The organism is Variovorax sp. WDL1 (genome assembly GCF_001541225.1).
In the GTDB taxonomy this organism is placed as follows: Bacteria; Pseudomonadota; Gammaproteobacteria; order Burkholderiales; family Burkholderiaceae_C; genus Variovorax.
Map to the genome: position 1 here is coordinate 17,304 of NZ_LMTS01000346.1, position 14,488 is coordinate 31,791.

The window sequence follows — 14,488 nt, forward strand, 5'->3', positions numbered from 1 at the left end:
CCTCAAGCGCTCGGCGCAGGTCAACGGGCTCTCCGGCCTGTGCATCACCAAGCTGGACGTGCTGGACGGCCTGAAGGAGCTGCAACTGTGCACCGGCTACGAGCTGGACGGCGAGTACACCGACATCCTGCCGCTGGGCGCCGACGAGATCGAGCGCTGCACCCCTGTCTACGAGAAGCTCGAGGGCTGGACCGAGAGCACCGTGGGCGTCACGCAGTACGACAAGCTGCCGGTCAACGCGCGGCTCTACCTGCAGCGCATCGAGCAGGTCACCGGCGTGCCGATCCACATGGTGTCGACCAGCCCGGACCGCGATCACACGATCATGATGCGGCACCCCTACCTGGCAGATTGAACGACCGACCCACCCCGAGGAGATGGCATCCCATGCTGACTGAAGACGGCAAACACCTGTACGTGAGCTATGACGAGTACCACAACCTGATCGAGAAGCTCGCGATCAAGGTGCACCAGTCGGGCTGGCAGTTCGACACCATCCTGTGCCTGGCACGCGGCGGCATGCGGCCGGGCGACGTGCTGTCGCGCATCTTCGACAAGCCGCTGGCCATCATGTCGACCAGCTCCTACCGGGCGGATGCCGGCACGGTCCAGGGCCACCTGGACATCGCGCGCTACATCACCACCCCCAAGGGCGAGATCGCCGGCCGCGTGCTGCTGGTGGACGACCTGGCCGACTCCGGCCACACGCTGCATGCCGTGGTGGAGATGCTCAAGAGCAACTACGCGCCGATCAGCGAGCTGCGCAGCGCCGTCATCTGGACCAAGGCGCTGTCGACCTTCACGCCCGATTACTCGGTCGAGTACCTGCCCACAAATCCCTGGATCCACCAGCCCTTCGAGGGCTACGACTCGCTCGGTGCGGAGAAGCTGATCGAGAAGTGGTCGGTCTGAAGACGCCAAGGCCTTACTGCTGCTTCAGCAGCTCGGTATAGCGCCGCTGCATCTCCTCGGTCGACAGCTGCTCGATGCTGTGGCCGATGTTCCAGCGGTGACCGAAGGGGTCCCGAAAGGACCCCGAGCGCTCGCCGTAGAACTGATCCTGCACTGCGATGTCGAGCTCCGCGCCGGCCTTCAGCGCGCGCTCGACCACCGCATCGGCGTCGTCCACATGCAGGTGGATCGTCACCGAGGTCGCGCCGGTGCTCCGGGGGCCGCGGATGCCGTACTCGGGAAATTCGTCGCACAGCATCAGCGTGGTGCCGCCGAAGTCGACCTCGGCATGGCCGATGCGGCCGCTGGGCTCGGTCAGCCTGAATTTTTCGGTCGCGCCGAAGACCTCGCCGTACCAGGCGATGGCCTTGGCGCTGTCGTTCACGCAGAGGTAGGCGAAGAGTTCATGGATTGCCATCGGGGCCTCCTGTCAGCAGCAGGGGCCATTGTCGGGCGCCAGCGGGCAGGCGTCGACTAGCATGGCGGCATGCCCAAGCCCATCACCGAACTGATCCACCATCCCTACCAGCCCCCCGCGAACTTCGCCGCGCCGCAGCCGGGCGTCTACAAGGCGTCGACCGTGTTCTTCGCCGATGTCGCGGCCATGCGCGCCCGCGACTGGAAGACCAAGGCCGGCTACACCTACGGCCTGCATGGCACGCCCACCACCTTCACCCTCGAAGAGCGGCTGGCCACGCTGGAAGGAGGCACCGAATGCCTGCTTGCACCCAGCGGCCTGGCGGCAATTGCGCTGGTGGCATTCGCCTTCCTGAAGACCGGCGACGAGGTCCTGCTTCCGGACAACGCCTACGGCCCGAACAAGGCGCTGTGCACGGGGGAGCTGGCCAATTTCGGCATCACGCACCGGCTCTACGACTCGATGAATCCGACCGATCTCGCGGCCAAACTCTCGGAGCGCACCCGCCTGGTGTGGATGGAGGCGGCCGGCTCGGTCACGATGGAGTTTCCGGACCTGCCGGCGCTGGCGGCGGTCTGCCGCGCCCGCGGCGTGCTCACGGCCCTGGACAACACCTGGGGTGCAGGCCTTGCCTTCGCTCCCTTCGACTTCAATGGCAGCGGGCAGGGCGTCGACATCTCGATCCATGCGCTCACCAAGTACCCGAGCGGCGGCGGCGACGTGCTGATGGGCAGCGTCGTGACGCGTGACGATCGGCTGCACCGCGCGCTCAAGCTCAGCCACATGCGCATGGGCTTCGGTGTCGGCGTAGGGGACGTGGAGGCGCTGTTGCGTTCGCTGCCCAGCATTGCGCTGCGCTACGAGGCGCACGACCGCAGTGCACGCGAGCTGGCCCGCTGGCTGGCCGATCGTGCCGAGATCGCGCAGGTGCTGCATCCGGCGCTCGAAGGCTCGCCAGGCCATGCGAACTGGCTGCGGCTGTGCGGTGCCACCGACCTGGCGGCAGGCCTGTTCTCCGTGGTGTTCGATGCCCGCTACAGCGCCGCGCAGGTCGACCGCTTCTGCGACAGCCTGAAGCTGTTCAGGCTCGGCTATTCCTGGGGCGGGCCGATCAGCCTGGTCGTGCCCTACGACATCGGCCTGATGCGCGACACGGGCGTCTCGCACTGGCCGCACAAGGGCACGCTGGTGCGCTTCTCGGTCGGGCTGGAGGACGCCGAGGACCTGCGCGCCGACCTGGAGCAGGCCCTCGCGGCCCTCTGAACCGGCCCCTTTATCGCGTACAGTGGGGAACGCGCAGTCACCGGGACTGCCTTTCAGGAAGGAGTACACGTGGCAACACCGAACTACGGCTACGAGAAGCGTCAGAAGGAGTTGGCCAAGAAGAAGAAGAAGGAAGAAAAGGCGCGCGAAAAAGCCGCTCGCAAGCTGAACCCCAGCAGCGAAGGTCTTGCGCCGGGCGACCCCGAAACCGATGTCGCCTCGCTGGAACGCGATCCGCCTACCGTGCCGGATCTGCCGACCAAGGACGGCTGAGCCGCTCCGACACCGCTCGGCACCCCGATCAGTGGAAAAAAGCCGCCGCAGGCGAAACCTGCAGCGGCTTTTTTTGTGCCTGTCGCTTCACGTCACTTGGATGGAAGCAGCTTGCGCAGCACGGGCCATACGTTGTCCAGCATGCGCGGCTGAGCGGCGGCCGTGGGATGGATGCGGTCGGGCTGGAACAGCGTCGCCGCCTCGGGGCCGTCGACGACGCCCTTGAGCAGGAAGGGCACCAGCGCCGCCTTCGTGCTGCTGGCCACCTTGGCGAAGATTGCTTCGAAGCGCCGCGTGTAGTCGCTGCCGTAGTTCGGCGGTACCTGGATGCCGACGATCACCACCTGGGCACCGGCCGCCTGTGCGGCCTTGGTCATCTGCGTGAGGTTGTCCTCGGTGCTCGAGAGCGAAAGGCCCCGCAGCGCGTCGTTGCCGCCCAGTTCGAGCAGCAAGTGCGTCGGCTTGTGCTGCGACAGCAAAGCCGCCAGTCGCGCCCGGCCGCCGGCCGTGGTGTCGCCGCTGATGCTGGCGTTGACGACCGTGGCCGCGATCTTCTGCTCGGCCAGCCGCTTCTCGAGCAGCGGCACCCAGCCCTCGCCGCGCTTGAGGCCGTACTCGGCGGACAGCGAGTCGCCGACGACCAGGATCAACGGCTTGCGGGAGGCCGCGGCCTGGGCCTGGGCCACGGGCCAATACCCCGCGAAACCGGCCACGGTGCCGGTCAAGATAAAGTGACGTCGATTCACCACGCGCAAACCCTTTTCAATGTCCTCGATCCCACCCGCTGCCATTGTCGCCGTTGAACATGTCTTCAAGTCGGTCACCGACTCCGCCGGGACGCTGGATATTCTGCAGGACATCGACTTCACGTTGGGCGAGCGCGAGACCGCCGCCATCGTCGGCGCCTCCGGCTCGGGCAAGAGCACCCTGCTGTCCATCGTGGCCGGACTGGACACGCCGACCCGGGGCACCGTCAAGCTGGCCGGCGAAGACTTGTTCGCCATCGACGAAGACGAGCGTGCAGCGCTACGGGCACGCAAGGTCGGCTTCGTGTTCCAGAGCTTCCAGCTGCTGGGCAATCTCAGCGCCCTCGAGAACGTGATGCTGCCGCTCGAGCTGGCCGACCGCCGGGATGCGCGCAAGGCCGCAACCGAGATGCTGGGCCGCGTCGGCCTCGGCCAGCGTCTCAACCACTATCCCAAGGTGCTCTCCGGCGGCGAGCAGCAGCGGGTGGCGCTGGCCCGTGCCTTCGTCGTCCAGCCCGCGCTGCTGCTGGCCGACGAGCCCACCGGCAGCCTGGACTTCGCTACCGGCGAGCAGGTGATGCGGCTGATGTTCGACCTCAACCGCGAACTGGGCACCACCCTCGTGCTCGTGACGCACGACCGCGGCATCGCCGCCCGGTGCGAGCGGCGCATCACCATCGAGGCCGGGCGCGTGGGCTTCGACGACCAGGGCGATCAAGACGTCTGAGGGTGCTCGCGGGGCGGGCTCGATAATCCCGCCATGTCTTCCCCCAAAGTGATCTTCGGCTTTCATGCCGTGGGCGTGCGCATCAAGACCGCGCCGCAATCGGTGATCGAGGTGCTGTTCGACGCCAGCCGTCGCGATGCCCGCATGCGTCAGTTCGTCACTCGCGCGCAGGAGGCCGGCGTGCGCCTGATCGAGGCAGACGGACTGCGCCTGGCCAAGCTCAGCGGCAGTCATGGGCACCAGGGCGTCGCAGCGCGGGTGCAGCCGATCGCCCAGACGCGTTCGCTCGACGAACTGCTCGAGGACCTCGAGGCCGCCGGCACGATGCCGCTGCTGCTGGTGCTCGACGGCGTCACCGATCCGCACAACCTGGGCGCCTGCCTGCGCGTGGCCGACGGCGCCGGCGTGCATGCGGTGGTCGCCCCCAAGGACCACGCGGCGGGCATCAACGCCACCGTCGCCAAGGTCGCGAGCGGCGCCGCGGAGACCGTGCCCTACTTCATGGTCACCAACCTGGCGCGCACGCTGAACGAACTGAAGGAGCGCAACATCTGGTGCGTGGGCACCAGCGACGATGCCCCCGGGACGCTCTACCAGAGCGATTTCCGGCGGCCCCTCGCGCTGGTGCTCGGAGCCGAGGGCGAGGGCATGCGCCAGCTGACCCGCAAGACCTGCGATGAACTGGTGCGCATCCCGATGGCCGGCGCGGTGGAAAGCCTCAACGTCTCCGTCGCGAGCGGGGTGTGCCTCTACGAGGCGATGCGGCAGCGCAGCAGCGGCTGATCACAGGCTGGCGAAGCCCGTCTCGCCCGAGTGATCGCGGGCCTTCCAGTCGTCGACCCAGGCCTTCGCCTTGCGCTCCAGCGCGTCGGAGGCGCTTGCGGCGTCCTCGAAACGGCCGCTCAAGGCAACGCGGCACTTGTGCTCGCCATCGCGCCACAGATCCGCGTGACCCGAGGCCTGTCCTTCGACAGCCACCGCGTTCAGGCACACGCGGACCTCCCAGGCCTCGTACACGAAGCGCTTGACCTCGCCGTCATCGTTCATTGCCTATATTCCTCGCTCTCTCTGTTCTCTCGGCCAAGGATCACGGCCACCCTGCACGGGCTCATGCAATGCCGCACGGACCGCTTGGGTCCGTGCGACAGCTTAACGCCCCGGGGGCGCAGCCCCTTGCGCCAGATCAAAGCCGCGTCAAGGGGCGAGCCGACGCGCCAGTCAGTTGACTGCGATGTCGATGCGCCGGGGCTGTGCCTGGGCCACCTTGGGGATGCGCAGAGTCAGCACACCCCGTGCCAGCTCGGCCGAAACCTTCTCGGTGTCGAGCTCCTTGCTCAGGGTGAAGACGCGGCGAAAACGCGCGAGACCGACTTCCGTGTGGCTCGACTGCAGCTTCTCCGGCACGCTCAGGTCCGATTCTGCGTCGATGGTGAGGGTGTCGGACTCCACCTGCAGATGGAGCTTTTCCTTCGTAACGCCGGGAAGGTCGGCATACAGCGTGATCCCGGTGGCATCCTCCACCACGTCGACGGGCGGCGTCAGGGCCGCTTCGCCGTAGCCCGGCCTGTCCTTCCGCGTGACGGTGGAGGGGGTGCTCGAGCGGACAGTGTCAACTTCGTTCATGTCGCTGCTCCTTTCACTGGATCGTGATGCGGCGCGGCTGCGCGGACGCACGCCGCTGGACGGTGACGTGCAGCACGCCGTCGCGATAGTCGGCCTTGATCGCGTCCGGGTCGGCATCGTCGGGCAGGGTCAGCATCCGCCGGAAGCTGCCCGCGAAGCGCTCGTTGATGTGCACGGTGGACTTCGAGTCCTCCGATGACGGCAAGGTCGACGGGCGCTCGCCGGACACGGTCAGCAGGCCACGGTCGAGCTGGATGTCGATCTTGGCCGGATCGAGGCCGGGTGCGAAGGCGTAGATCTCGATCGTCTGCGGCGTGCCGCCAACGTTCAGGGCGGGGAACCCGCCGCGGCCCAGTCCCCGGATGCTTGGAGACAGATCGAATGCCTGCTGCATTTCGCGTTGCAGGCGATCCATCTCGGCGAACAGGTCGCGCGGAAACAAGGATCGATACATGGCGAAAACCTCCTTACGGTTGAACCAGACGGAGCGTCGGAGAGGCCTCCGGCGCTTCCGGTGGAGGAAGTAGGAGCGAATGCCACGGTTTTCAAGAGGCCGCCTGCGCCACCCTGGCGCGCTGGCGGTGCCGGGTACGAAGCGCTACGAAGGATCCTTGCTGCGCGTACGCCCGACCGCACTGAAGATGCCAATGCCCAGCAGGATGAGGGCGCCGATGCCGATATAGAGCGTCGGAACGCCCATGACCGAGGCACCCCAGGCCAAGCCGGCCAGGAAGAGCAGGAAGCCGATCATGTAGAGCGCGAAGGACATGTCTTGTTTCCCCGAAATGAAGATGGAAACAGTCTCGGCGTGCGGTGCATGCGATGCAAGGGCAACAGCCGCCAACGCGTGTCGGCGTGGACCTACCTATCGCGGCGTTACGGCCTCGGCGCTTGCCTGGTCGATCAGCGCGATCGCCTCGGCGTCCAGCGACAACTGCGCCGCGGCCGCCAGGTCGTGGAGCTGCTGGATCGATGTGGCGCTGGCGATCGGCGCCGTGATGCTCGGACGGGCGATCTGCCAGGCGAGAGCTACCTGGCCGGGCGTCGCGCCGCGCGTCTTGGCGACTTCGTCGAGCGCTCCCAGGATGCGCAGGCCGCGCGGATTCAGGTACTTCTTGGTCGTGCTGGCGCCACGCGCGCTCTTGGCCGCGTCGGCTTCGCTGCGGTACTTGCCGGTCAGGAAGCCGGCCGCCAGTGCGTAGAAGTTGATCACGGCGACGCCGCGCTCGAGGCACAGCGGCTCCAGCGCCTCTTCGAACACCGCGCGGTCGTACAGGTTGTAGAGCGGCTGCAGGCTCTCGTAGCGCGGCAGGCCCTGGCGCTCGGCGACGTCCAGCGCCTCGGCCAGCCGCGGCGCGCTGTAGTTCGAGGCGCCGATGGCGCGCACCTTGCCGGCCTTGATCAGCTCGGCGAAGGCGCCGAGCGTGTCAGCCAGCGGCGTGTCGGCGTCGTCGTCGTGCGACTGGTACAGGTCGATGTGGTCGGTCTGCAGGCGCTTGAGCGAGGCGTCCACGGCCTGGCGGATGTAGGCCGGCGACAGGCCCTTCATGCCTTCGCCCATGGGCTTGCCGACCTTGGTCGCCAGCACCACGTGGTTGCGCTTGCCGCTCTGGCGCAGCCATTTGCCGATGATCGCTTCGGACTCTCCGCCGCTGTGGCCGGGCACCCAGCTGGAGTAGACGTCAGCGGTATCCACGAAGTTGAAGCCTGCATCGAGCCATGCGTCGAGCAGGCGCAGCGAGAGCTTCTCGTCCACCGTCCAGCCGAAGACGTTGCCGCCGAAGGCCAGCGGCGAGACCTGGAGGCCGGAACGGCCGAGGGGGCGAAGTTGCATGGATGCTTTCCCAGGAAGTTCAGATGAAGCCGAAGGCGCCCAGCAGTGCGCCGGCGCCCAGCAGCCACAGCAGGTGGATGCGGGTGCGCCAGACGATAAAGGCCACCGCGCCGGACAGCAGCCAGAGGTGCCAGGCAGGCGCGTTGCCGGCAGGGTTACCGGCCGCCAGCACCCAGCCGGTGGCGACCAGCAGGCCCACGACCACCGGCGCCATGCCCTGCTTGAAGGCGCGCACCTCGCGCCGGTCGCGGTTGCGGTGGCCCCAGCGTGTCGCGACATAGGTCAGGGTGGTGCTCGGCAGCATGATGCCGACCATGGTGACGGTCAGGCCGAGCAGGCCCAGCGCCCATGCCTGTGGGCCGGCGCCGATGCCGCCGCCGGCGTTGATGCCGACGTTCCATCCCATCAGCGCGACGAAGAGCACGTTGGGGCCGGGCGCCGCCTGCGCGATCGCGACCGAGGAGTTGAACTGCGCGTCCGTCAGCCAGCCGTGCCGGTCGACCAGGTAGCGGTGCATGTCGGGCACGGTCGTGATGGCGCCGCTGATCGACATCATCGACAGCATCAGGTATTGGCCGAACAGACCGAGCCAGTCCTGCCAGTGCATCACGATGGTCATGAGGCCCCCACGCCCGGCACTGGCGTGTCCTCGCTGCCCCCCGAGGGGGCTTTCGCATCTTGGCGCGGCCCGGCGATGCTCATGGCGCAATCCTCTTCCAGGTCCACACGCACGCAGCGCCGCCGACGACCAGCAGCACCCAGCCCAGCGGGATGCGCGCGAAGGCGATGGCACCGAAGACCAGCACCACGATGCCCAGGCAGACGCCGAAGCCCAGCGGATGGCGCCGCAGTGCGGGCATCAACTTGATGCCGGTGGCCGCGATCAGCCCGCCGGCTACCGCCCCCATGCCGCGCAGCGCGCCGGCGACCTGCGGGTTCCCGGCATGGTGCGCATACAGCAGCGCCAGCACCAGGATCACGCCGAGAGGCACGGTCAGCATGCCGGCCACGGCGGCGATCGCACCGCGCAGACCGAAATGGCGGTCGCCGATCATCAGGGCGAGGTTGATCACGTTCGGGCCGGGCAGCACCTGGGCCACCGCCCAGTCCTCGAGGAACTCGTCGGCTGTCAGCCACCGCTTCTTCTCGACCATCTCGCGCTGCACGATGGCGAGCACGCCGCCGAAGCCTTGCAGCGCCAGCCAGGTGAAGGAGACAAACAGGTCGCGGACGGAACTGGGGCGCGGGCGGTCGGATTGCGCCGCGAGGGGAGGGGGCGGATGCATCGCGCACGATTATGGTTGCAGCGCGGCCGGCATCGGCTCCGAAGGCGCCGGCGCGCGCTCCAGCGCACATGCTGCGACACTCGCGGACATGCAGGCGCGTGCACTCTTCGACCTCTTCAAGCAGGCAGTTCTTTCATGGAAGGCCGACTACGCACCGAGCATGGGCGCCGCCCTGGCCTACTACACGGTGTTCTCCGTGGCGCCCCTGCTGCTGATCGTGATCTCCGTCGCGGGCCTGGTCTTCGGCCAGGAGGCCGCGCGCGGCGAGATCATGGTCCAGCTCTCCGGCCTGATGGGAGAGCAGGGCGCGCGGGCGGTGCAGGGCATGCTCGAGTCCGTCAACAAGCCGAAGGAGGGGATCATCGCGACCGTGATCGGCATTGCGCTGCTGGTAGTCGGCGCGACCACCGTTTTCGGGGAACTGCAGGACGCGCTCGATCGCATCTGGCGCGCGCCGGCGCGCGACGACGGCAGCGGCTGGCTGAAGCTGCTGCGCGTGCGGCTGCTGTCCTTCAGCCTGATCATGGGCCTGGGCTTCCTGCTGATGGTTTCGCTGGTGGCGAGCGCTGCGCTGGCGGCGTTGGGCAAGTGGTGGGCACCCGTCTTCGGGCGCTGGGCCATGCTGGGGCAGGCAGTCGACTTCTGCCTCAGCTTCGTCATGATCACGGTGGGCTTTGCCATGATCTACAAATTCATGCCTCGCGTGCGTGTGCAGTGGCGCGACGTATGGGTGGGCGCGGCGGTCACGGCGCTGCTGTTCACCATCGGCAAGTACCTGATCGGCCTGTACATCGGCAAGAGCAGCGTCGCCTCGGGCTACGGCGCGGCGGGGTCGCTGGTGGTGGTGCTGGTCTGGGTCTACTACTCCGCGCAGATTTTTCTGCTCGGCGCCGAGTTCACATGGGTGTACGCGCACAAGTTCGGGTCGCTGCGGCATGTCGCGCGGCCGGATGCGCCGTCCACTCCGACGCGCTGAACGGTCAGGCACTAGCCGGCGAAGCCGCCCTGGTCGAGGTACGCCTGCTCCTGCGGCGTGGTCTCGCGCCCGAGCATCGGATTGCGATGCGGGAAGCGCCCGAAGCGCGCGATGATGTCGCGATGCAGCACCGCAAATCGCTGCGTATTGGCGTCCGACGCAGCATTCAGCGCGACCGAGCGCTCCTGGTCGGCCAGCGATTCCGAATGCATGAATGGCAGGTAGAAGAAGGGCCGCAGCACATCGTCCACCTGCCGGTCGAGCCCGGCTTCGATGGCTGCGTGTGCAATCGCGCGGGCCTTGCCGTCCGTGGCGAACATGTGGGCGCTGCCGCGCCAGGCGTTGCGCGGGAACTGGTCCAGCAACACCAGCAGCGCCAGTGCGCCTTCGGCCTCGCTGGCCCAGGCGTCGAGGGCGCCGGTGGCGGCAGCGTGGTGCGCGGCTTCGAAGCGCGCCTTGAACTCGGCATCGAAGGCCTCGTCCTTCGCGAACCAGTGGGAGGGACCAGCGTCGCGCCAGAAGGCGGCGACCTCGTGTGCGCAGGGCAGGGGAACAGTCGTCATGCGCCGGATGATGCCATCGCCTGCCGTCCAAGACGCGCTCGTGGCCGACACGCCGCGCAACTCGCGGTGCCTATGCTGTTCGCTCCCGCAACTATGGAGATCCGCGAATGAACCGAACTGCCAACCTCTTGCGCGCCGCCCTCGTGACCGGCGTGGCCACCGCCGCTCTCGCGGGCTGCGGCATGATGTCCAGGTCCAACACGGCGAGCTTCAGCGGCAGCATGAACGCAGCCAGCCAGGTGCCGCCCAACATGACGCGCGGCAGCGGCCTGGCCGAGGCCTGGCTCAACAAGGACACCAATGTCCTCAAGTACAAGATCAGCTATGCCGGACTGAGCGGCCCGGCCACGGCGGCGCATTTTCACGGCCCCGCTGCCGCCGGCGCGAACGCGGGCGTGGTACTGCCCTTCGCGAATCCTGCAAGCCCCATCGAGGGCCAGGCCACGCTCACCCCGGCCCAGGCCGCCGACCTGATGGCGGGCCGGTGGTACGCCAACATCCACACCGCCGCCAATCCCAACGGCGAGATCCGGGGGCAACTGCTGCCCAAGATGTAGGGCGCCGGCCGTTGGGGATGCCCGCTTCCGGGAACTCCGTGGGCGGCGCATGGTGTCAAATCCGTCCATGCGCACCATCACGCCCAGCAAGAAGACCAACGGTTCCTCCTCCCATCGTCCCATCCCCCGCGTCGACATCACGGCCGCCGGGAAGGCGCTCGTGCTGCAGGGCGGCGGCGCCCTCGGTGCCTACCAGGCCGGCGTCTATGCCGGCATTTACGAGGAGCACAAGGCGCTCGACTGGGTGGCGGGCGTTTCGATCGGCGCGATCAATGCCGCCCTGATCGCCGGCAACCCGCCTGACCTGCGCGTGGCGCGCCTGCGCGAGTTCTGGGACCTCGTGTCCTCGGGCCCGGTACAACGGTTGCCGCCGGGCTGGAGCGACCGCACGCTCTTCAACCAGTGGAGCGCCCATTCGACGGCAATGTTCGGCGTGCCGGGCTTCTTCACGCCGCGGCGCGACCCGACGCTGCTGCTCGGGGGCGCGGCCCCGGTGCTGAGCTACTACGACACCTCGCCCCTGAAGTCCACGCTCGAGCGGTTGGTGGACTTCGATCGCATCAACGACTGCGACATCCGACTGAGCGTTGGCGCGGTCAACGTACGCAGCGGCAACTCGGTCTACTTCGACAACACCCAGCAACGCATCGGCCCCGAGCACATCATGGCCAGCGGCGCCCTTCCACCCGGCTTCGCGCCCGTGCATATCGACGGGGAGGACTACTGGGATGGCGGCATCGTCTCCAACACGCCGCTGCAGTACGTGCTCGACACCCATCCGCGCACCGAGCCGCTCATGGTGCTGCAGGTGGACCTGTTCAGCGCCCGTGGCAGCATGCCGCGCACCCTGGCCGAGGCCCTGGAGCGGCAGAAGGACATCACCTACTCGAGCCGCACCCGCATGAACACCGACGCGCTGGCCTCGAACATGAACCTGCAGCAGGCGGTGGCCGACCTGATCGCCAAGCTGCCCGCCTCGCTGCGCAAGGATGCCAGCGTTGCCGCGGTGTGCGCGCACCTCACGCACCAGCCGATCGAGATCGTGCACCTGATCTACCGTGACAAGCCCTACGAGCTCGACTCCAAGGACTACGAGTTCTCGCGGGCCTCGGTGGACGAGCACTGGGACGCCGGGTTGCGCGACATCTGCAACACGCTGGAGCATCCGGACTGGCTGCGCGCCGCCGGGCAGGCCAACGGCGTCACCACCTTCGACCTCGCCGAACCCCAGGAACGACGCGTTCGCCACCCGATGAAAATACCGGCCGCCCCGGCCGCCCCGGCCGCCCCGGCCGCCCCGGCCACGGTGCGCTGACAACGAGAGCGGCGCGCAGGCCATCGGCGTCGGTGTCGACGTCACCAGCGAAGAGCAGGTCGACGCGGCCGTCGAGGAGGCCGCCAAGGCTTCGGCGGCATCGACATCCTGATCAGCTGACGCGCGTGGCGCTGCTGTTCGCCGCCTTCCCGACCAATGCGCTTACCGGGCAGTCCCTGGTGGTGAGCCATGGCTGGTTCATGCAGTAGGCCCTAGAGTTTCAGCTCCCAGGTCTCGCCCACCAGCTGCTGGCCGAAGCCCTCGTAGGGTTCGGACTTGACCAATTCGAAGCCGCGCATCGCGTAGATGTGGCGTGCGGCCAGCAGGCAGCTGTTGGTCCACAGCACCATCTTCCTGTAGCCCTTGCGGCGCGCGAAGGCGATGCATTCGTCGGTCAGGCGCGCGCCCAGGCCCAGGCCGCGCGCCTGCGGCGTCAGGATCAAGAGGCGCAGCTGCGCCACGGTGGCTGACTTGCGCACCAGGAACACGGCGCCCACGCGCTCGCCGTCGAGTTCGGCGATCCAGCAATGCTCCCATTCGGGCTGGAACTTGCGCAGGAACTCGCCGGCAATCTCGGCTACGAGTGCCTCGAACTCGCTGTTCCAGCCGTACTCGCGGGCGTAGAGCTCGCCGTGCTGCTGCACCACCCAGCCGATATCGCCCGGCTGCGGGTCGCGCAGCACTGCGGTGCGTGGCTTGGCGGGCGCGCTGGCTTCGGGCGCGATCAGCGCCTGCATCGTGTGCATGGCATCGATCAACCGGCGCTGCTGCGGCGCCGTGAGCGAAGCGAGCAGGGCATGGGCCTCGTCGCGCGACTTCTGCTGCAACGGGGCGAAAGCGGCGTGGCCCGCCTCGGTCAGGCGCAGCAGGCTCTGGCGCGCATCGCGCGGATGCGTCTCGCGAGCGAGCCAGCCGGCGCCCTCGAAGCGGCGCAGGATGCGGCTGAGATAGCCGCCGTCCAGGCCCAGGTCCTTCGCGATCTCGCTGGCCACGGCCTGCTCCCGGTGCGCAAGCTCGTAGAGCACCCGCACGTCGGTAAGAGACATGTCGCTGCCCAGGTAGGGGTCGAGCGCGCCGATGCGGCGGGTGTAGAAGCGGTTGAACTGGCGCACGGCCTTGACGGCGGCGACGTCCGGCGTGGTGGAGGACTCGGCGGGCATGAATGCCATTGTCAATGGATTGATTGACTGAGGCAAGTAACTGACGCAACCCCCGCTCACCCGACATGGCCTTTGCGAGGGCACGGCAAGTCCCGAGCCCGTAAAATCGCGGGTTGCCCGAATCCGGGCCACCGCGGCCTGCCTGCCGCTCCTCCCACATGAACGCCCCCGTCGACGTCTCCTTTTTCACGCGCGCCGCGAAGCCGCTGACCAGCTACCGCAAGTACTGGGCGGCCCGCTTCGGCACGGCCAGGTTCCTGCCCACCTCCCGCGCCGAGATGGAGGCGCTGGGCTGGGACAGCTGCGACGTCGTGATCGTCACCGGCGACGCCTATGTCGACCACCCCAGCTTCGGCATGGCGGTGATCGGCCGGATGCTGGAGGCGCAGGGCTTCCGCGTGGGCATCATCGCGCAGCCCGACTGGCACAGCGCCGATCCCTTCAAGGCGCTGGGCAAACCGAACCTGTTCTTCGGCGTGACCGCCGGCAACATGGACTCGATGATCAACCGCTACACGGCAGACCGGAAGATCCGCAGCGACGACGCCTACACGCCCGGCGATGTCGGCGGCCGGCGGCCCGACCGGGCGGCCATCGTGTATTCGCAGCGCTGCAAGGAAGCCTGGAACGACGTGCCGATCGTGCTCGGCGGCATCGAGGGCTCGCTGCGCCGCATCGCCCATTACGACTACTGGCAGGACAAGGTGCGCCGCTCGATCGTGGTCGACGCCAAGTGCGACCTGCTGCTGTACGGCAATGCCGAGCGCGCCATCGTCGAGATCGCGCACCGGCTCCC

General features: G+C 67.9%; 20 protein-coding genes and 2 pseudogenes. 11 read left to right on the forward strand and 11 right to left on the reverse strand.

Annotated features, from left to right (window positions below; all coding sequences use genetic code 11):
* Together APY03_RS45215 and APY03_RS38565 are read left to right on the forward strand one after the other, a co-directional pair.
* Window positions 1-355 (forward strand): adenylosuccinate synthetase (locus tag APY03_RS45215; RefSeq protein WP_232324572.1); only part of this gene is annotated, 355 nt, incomplete at its 5' end.
* A gap of 32 nt (window positions 356-387) precedes the next feature.
* A complete protein-coding gene (locus tag APY03_RS38565; RefSeq protein WP_068685942.1) occupies window positions 388-912 on the forward strand; it encodes a phosphoribosyltransferase in 525 nt (174 codons plus the stop codon).
* A gap of 13 nt (window positions 913-925) precedes the next feature.
* Here the strand turns inward: APY03_RS38565 and APY03_RS38570 are convergent, their stop codons facing one another.
* Window positions 926-1,369, reverse strand: coding sequence for a VOC family protein (locus APY03_RS38570; protein WP_068685944.1), 444 nt, complete (start codon window positions 1,367-1,369; stop codon window positions 926-928).
* Window positions 1,370-1,438: 69 nt separating this feature from the next.
* Between APY03_RS38570 and APY03_RS38575 the strand changes: the two genes are divergently transcribed.
* Together APY03_RS38575 and APY03_RS38580 are read left to right on the forward strand one after the other, a co-directional pair.
* Window positions 1,439-2,632, forward strand: a complete 1,194-nt coding sequence (locus APY03_RS38575) for a cystathionine beta-lyase (protein WP_068685946.1) — start codon at window positions 1,439-1,441, stop codon at window positions 2,630-2,632.
* 69 nt (window positions 2,633-2,701) lie between these two features.
* Window positions 2,702-2,905, forward strand: coding sequence for a hypothetical protein (locus APY03_RS38580; RefSeq protein ID WP_068685948.1), 204 nt, complete (start codon window positions 2,702-2,704; stop codon window positions 2,903-2,905).
* A gap of 92 nt (window positions 2,906-2,997) precedes the next feature.
* Here APY03_RS38580 and APY03_RS38585 read toward each other — a convergent pair whose 3' ends face one another.
* The gene (locus tag APY03_RS38585; protein WP_083944939.1) at window positions 2,998-3,696 is read right to left on the reverse strand and encodes an arylesterase; all 699 of its coding nucleotides are present in this window, start codon (window positions 3,694-3,696) and stop codon (window positions 2,998-3,000) included.
* Between APY03_RS38585 and APY03_RS38590 the strand changes: the two genes are divergently transcribed.
* Window positions 3,671-4,378 carry an ABC transporter ATP-binding protein gene (locus APY03_RS38590; protein WP_068685950.1) on the forward strand — a complete coding sequence of 236 codons (708 nt, stop codon included), beginning with the start codon at window positions 3,671-3,673 and terminating at the stop codon, window positions 4,376-4,378. The genes APY03_RS38585 and APY03_RS38590 overlap by 26 nt on opposite strands.
* Before the next feature lie 33 nt (window positions 4,379-4,411).
* Entirely contained in the window at window positions 4,412-5,161 is a 750-nt protein-coding gene (gene rlmB / locus APY03_RS38595; protein ID WP_068685952.1) for a 23S rRNA (guanosine(2251)-2'-O)-methyltransferase RlmB, read from the forward strand.
* Here the strand turns inward: rlmB and APY03_RS38600 are convergent, their stop codons facing one another.
* The 7 genes from APY03_RS38600 to APY03_RS38625 all read right to left on the reverse strand — a co-directional run bounded on the left by APY03_RS38600 (window position 5,162) and on the right by APY03_RS38625 (window position 9,121).
* Window positions 5,162-5,425 carry a hypothetical protein gene (locus tag APY03_RS38600; protein ID WP_068685954.1) on the reverse strand — a complete coding sequence of 88 codons (264 nt, stop codon included), beginning with the start codon at window positions 5,423-5,425 and terminating at the stop codon, window positions 5,162-5,164.
* 171 nt (window positions 5,426-5,596) lie between these two features.
* Entirely contained in the window at window positions 5,597-6,001 is a 405-nt protein-coding gene (locus APY03_RS38605; RefSeq protein ID WP_068685956.1) for an Hsp20/alpha crystallin family protein, read from the reverse strand.
* A gap of 13 nt (window positions 6,002-6,014) precedes the next feature.
* Window positions 6,015-6,455, reverse strand: a complete 441-nt coding sequence (locus APY03_RS38610) for an Hsp20/alpha crystallin family protein (protein WP_068685958.1) — start codon at window positions 6,453-6,455, stop codon at window positions 6,015-6,017.
* 144 nt (window positions 6,456-6,599) lie between these two features.
* A complete protein-coding gene (locus APY03_RS43060; protein ID WP_146039330.1) occupies window positions 6,600-6,770 on the reverse strand; it encodes a SoxR reducing system RseC family protein in 171 nt (56 codons plus the stop codon).
* 96 nt (window positions 6,771-6,866) lie between these two features.
* Complete coding sequence (locus tag APY03_RS38615; protein ID WP_068685960.1) at window positions 6,867-7,835, reverse strand: aldo/keto reductase; 969 nt, start codon at window positions 7,833-7,835, stop codon at window positions 6,867-6,869.
* Between the two features lie 19 nt (window positions 7,836-7,854).
* Window positions 7,855-8,454, reverse strand: coding sequence for a chromate transporter (locus APY03_RS38620; protein WP_068685962.1), 600 nt, complete (start codon window positions 8,452-8,454; stop codon window positions 7,855-7,857).
* Window positions 8,455-8,533: 79 nt separating this feature from the next.
* Window positions 8,534-9,121: a chromate transporter gene (locus APY03_RS38625; RefSeq protein WP_068685964.1), complete on the reverse strand. Its 588-nt coding sequence runs from the start codon at window positions 9,119-9,121 to the stop codon at window positions 8,534-8,536.
* A gap of 88 nt (window positions 9,122-9,209) precedes the next feature.
* Between APY03_RS38625 and APY03_RS38630 the strand changes: the two genes are divergently transcribed.
* Window positions 9,210-10,097, forward strand: a complete 888-nt coding sequence (locus tag APY03_RS38630; protein ID WP_068685966.1) for a YihY/virulence factor BrkB family protein — start codon at window positions 9,210-9,212, stop codon at window positions 10,095-10,097.
* An 11-nt stretch (window positions 10,098-10,108) separates the two neighbouring features.
* On the opposite strand, the gene APY03_RS38635 is transcribed toward APY03_RS38630, so the two are convergent.
* Window positions 10,109-10,660: a DUF924 family protein gene (locus APY03_RS38635; protein ID WP_068686138.1), complete on the reverse strand. Its 552-nt coding sequence runs from the start codon at window positions 10,658-10,660 to the stop codon at window positions 10,109-10,111.
* Between the two features lie 107 nt (window positions 10,661-10,767).
* Between APY03_RS38635 and APY03_RS38640 the strand changes: the two genes are divergently transcribed.
* The 3 genes and pseudogenes from APY03_RS38640 to APY03_RS45220 form a co-directional block, all read left to right on the forward strand.
* Window positions 10,768-11,217 carry a CHRD domain-containing protein gene (locus APY03_RS38640; RefSeq protein WP_068685968.1) on the forward strand — a complete coding sequence of 150 codons (450 nt, stop codon included), beginning with the start codon at window positions 10,768-10,770 and terminating at the stop codon, window positions 11,215-11,217.
* A gap of 67 nt (window positions 11,218-11,284) precedes the next feature.
* Complete coding sequence (locus APY03_RS38645) at window positions 11,285-12,532, forward strand: patatin-like phospholipase family protein (RefSeq protein WP_102905370.1); 1,248 nt, start codon at window positions 11,285-11,287, stop codon at window positions 12,530-12,532.
* A gap of 110 nt (window positions 12,533-12,642) precedes the next feature.
* Window positions 12,643-12,741 (forward strand): annotated as a pseudogene (locus APY03_RS45220) (3-hydroxybutyrate dehydrogenase); the annotation flags it as partial.
* 3 nt (window positions 12,742-12,744) lie between these two features.
* Here the strand turns inward: APY03_RS45220 and APY03_RS38650 are convergent.
* Window positions 12,745-13,701: a bifunctional helix-turn-helix transcriptional regulator/GNAT family N-acetyltransferase gene (locus tag APY03_RS38650; protein ID WP_443082872.1), complete on the reverse strand. Its 957-nt coding sequence runs from the start codon at window positions 13,699-13,701 to the stop codon at window positions 12,745-12,747.
* A gap of 149 nt (window positions 13,702-13,850) precedes the next feature.
* Between APY03_RS38650 and APY03_RS45225 the strand changes: the two are divergent.
* A pseudogene (locus tag APY03_RS45225) lies at window positions 13,851-14,488 on the forward strand (YgiQ family radical SAM protein); the annotation flags it as partial.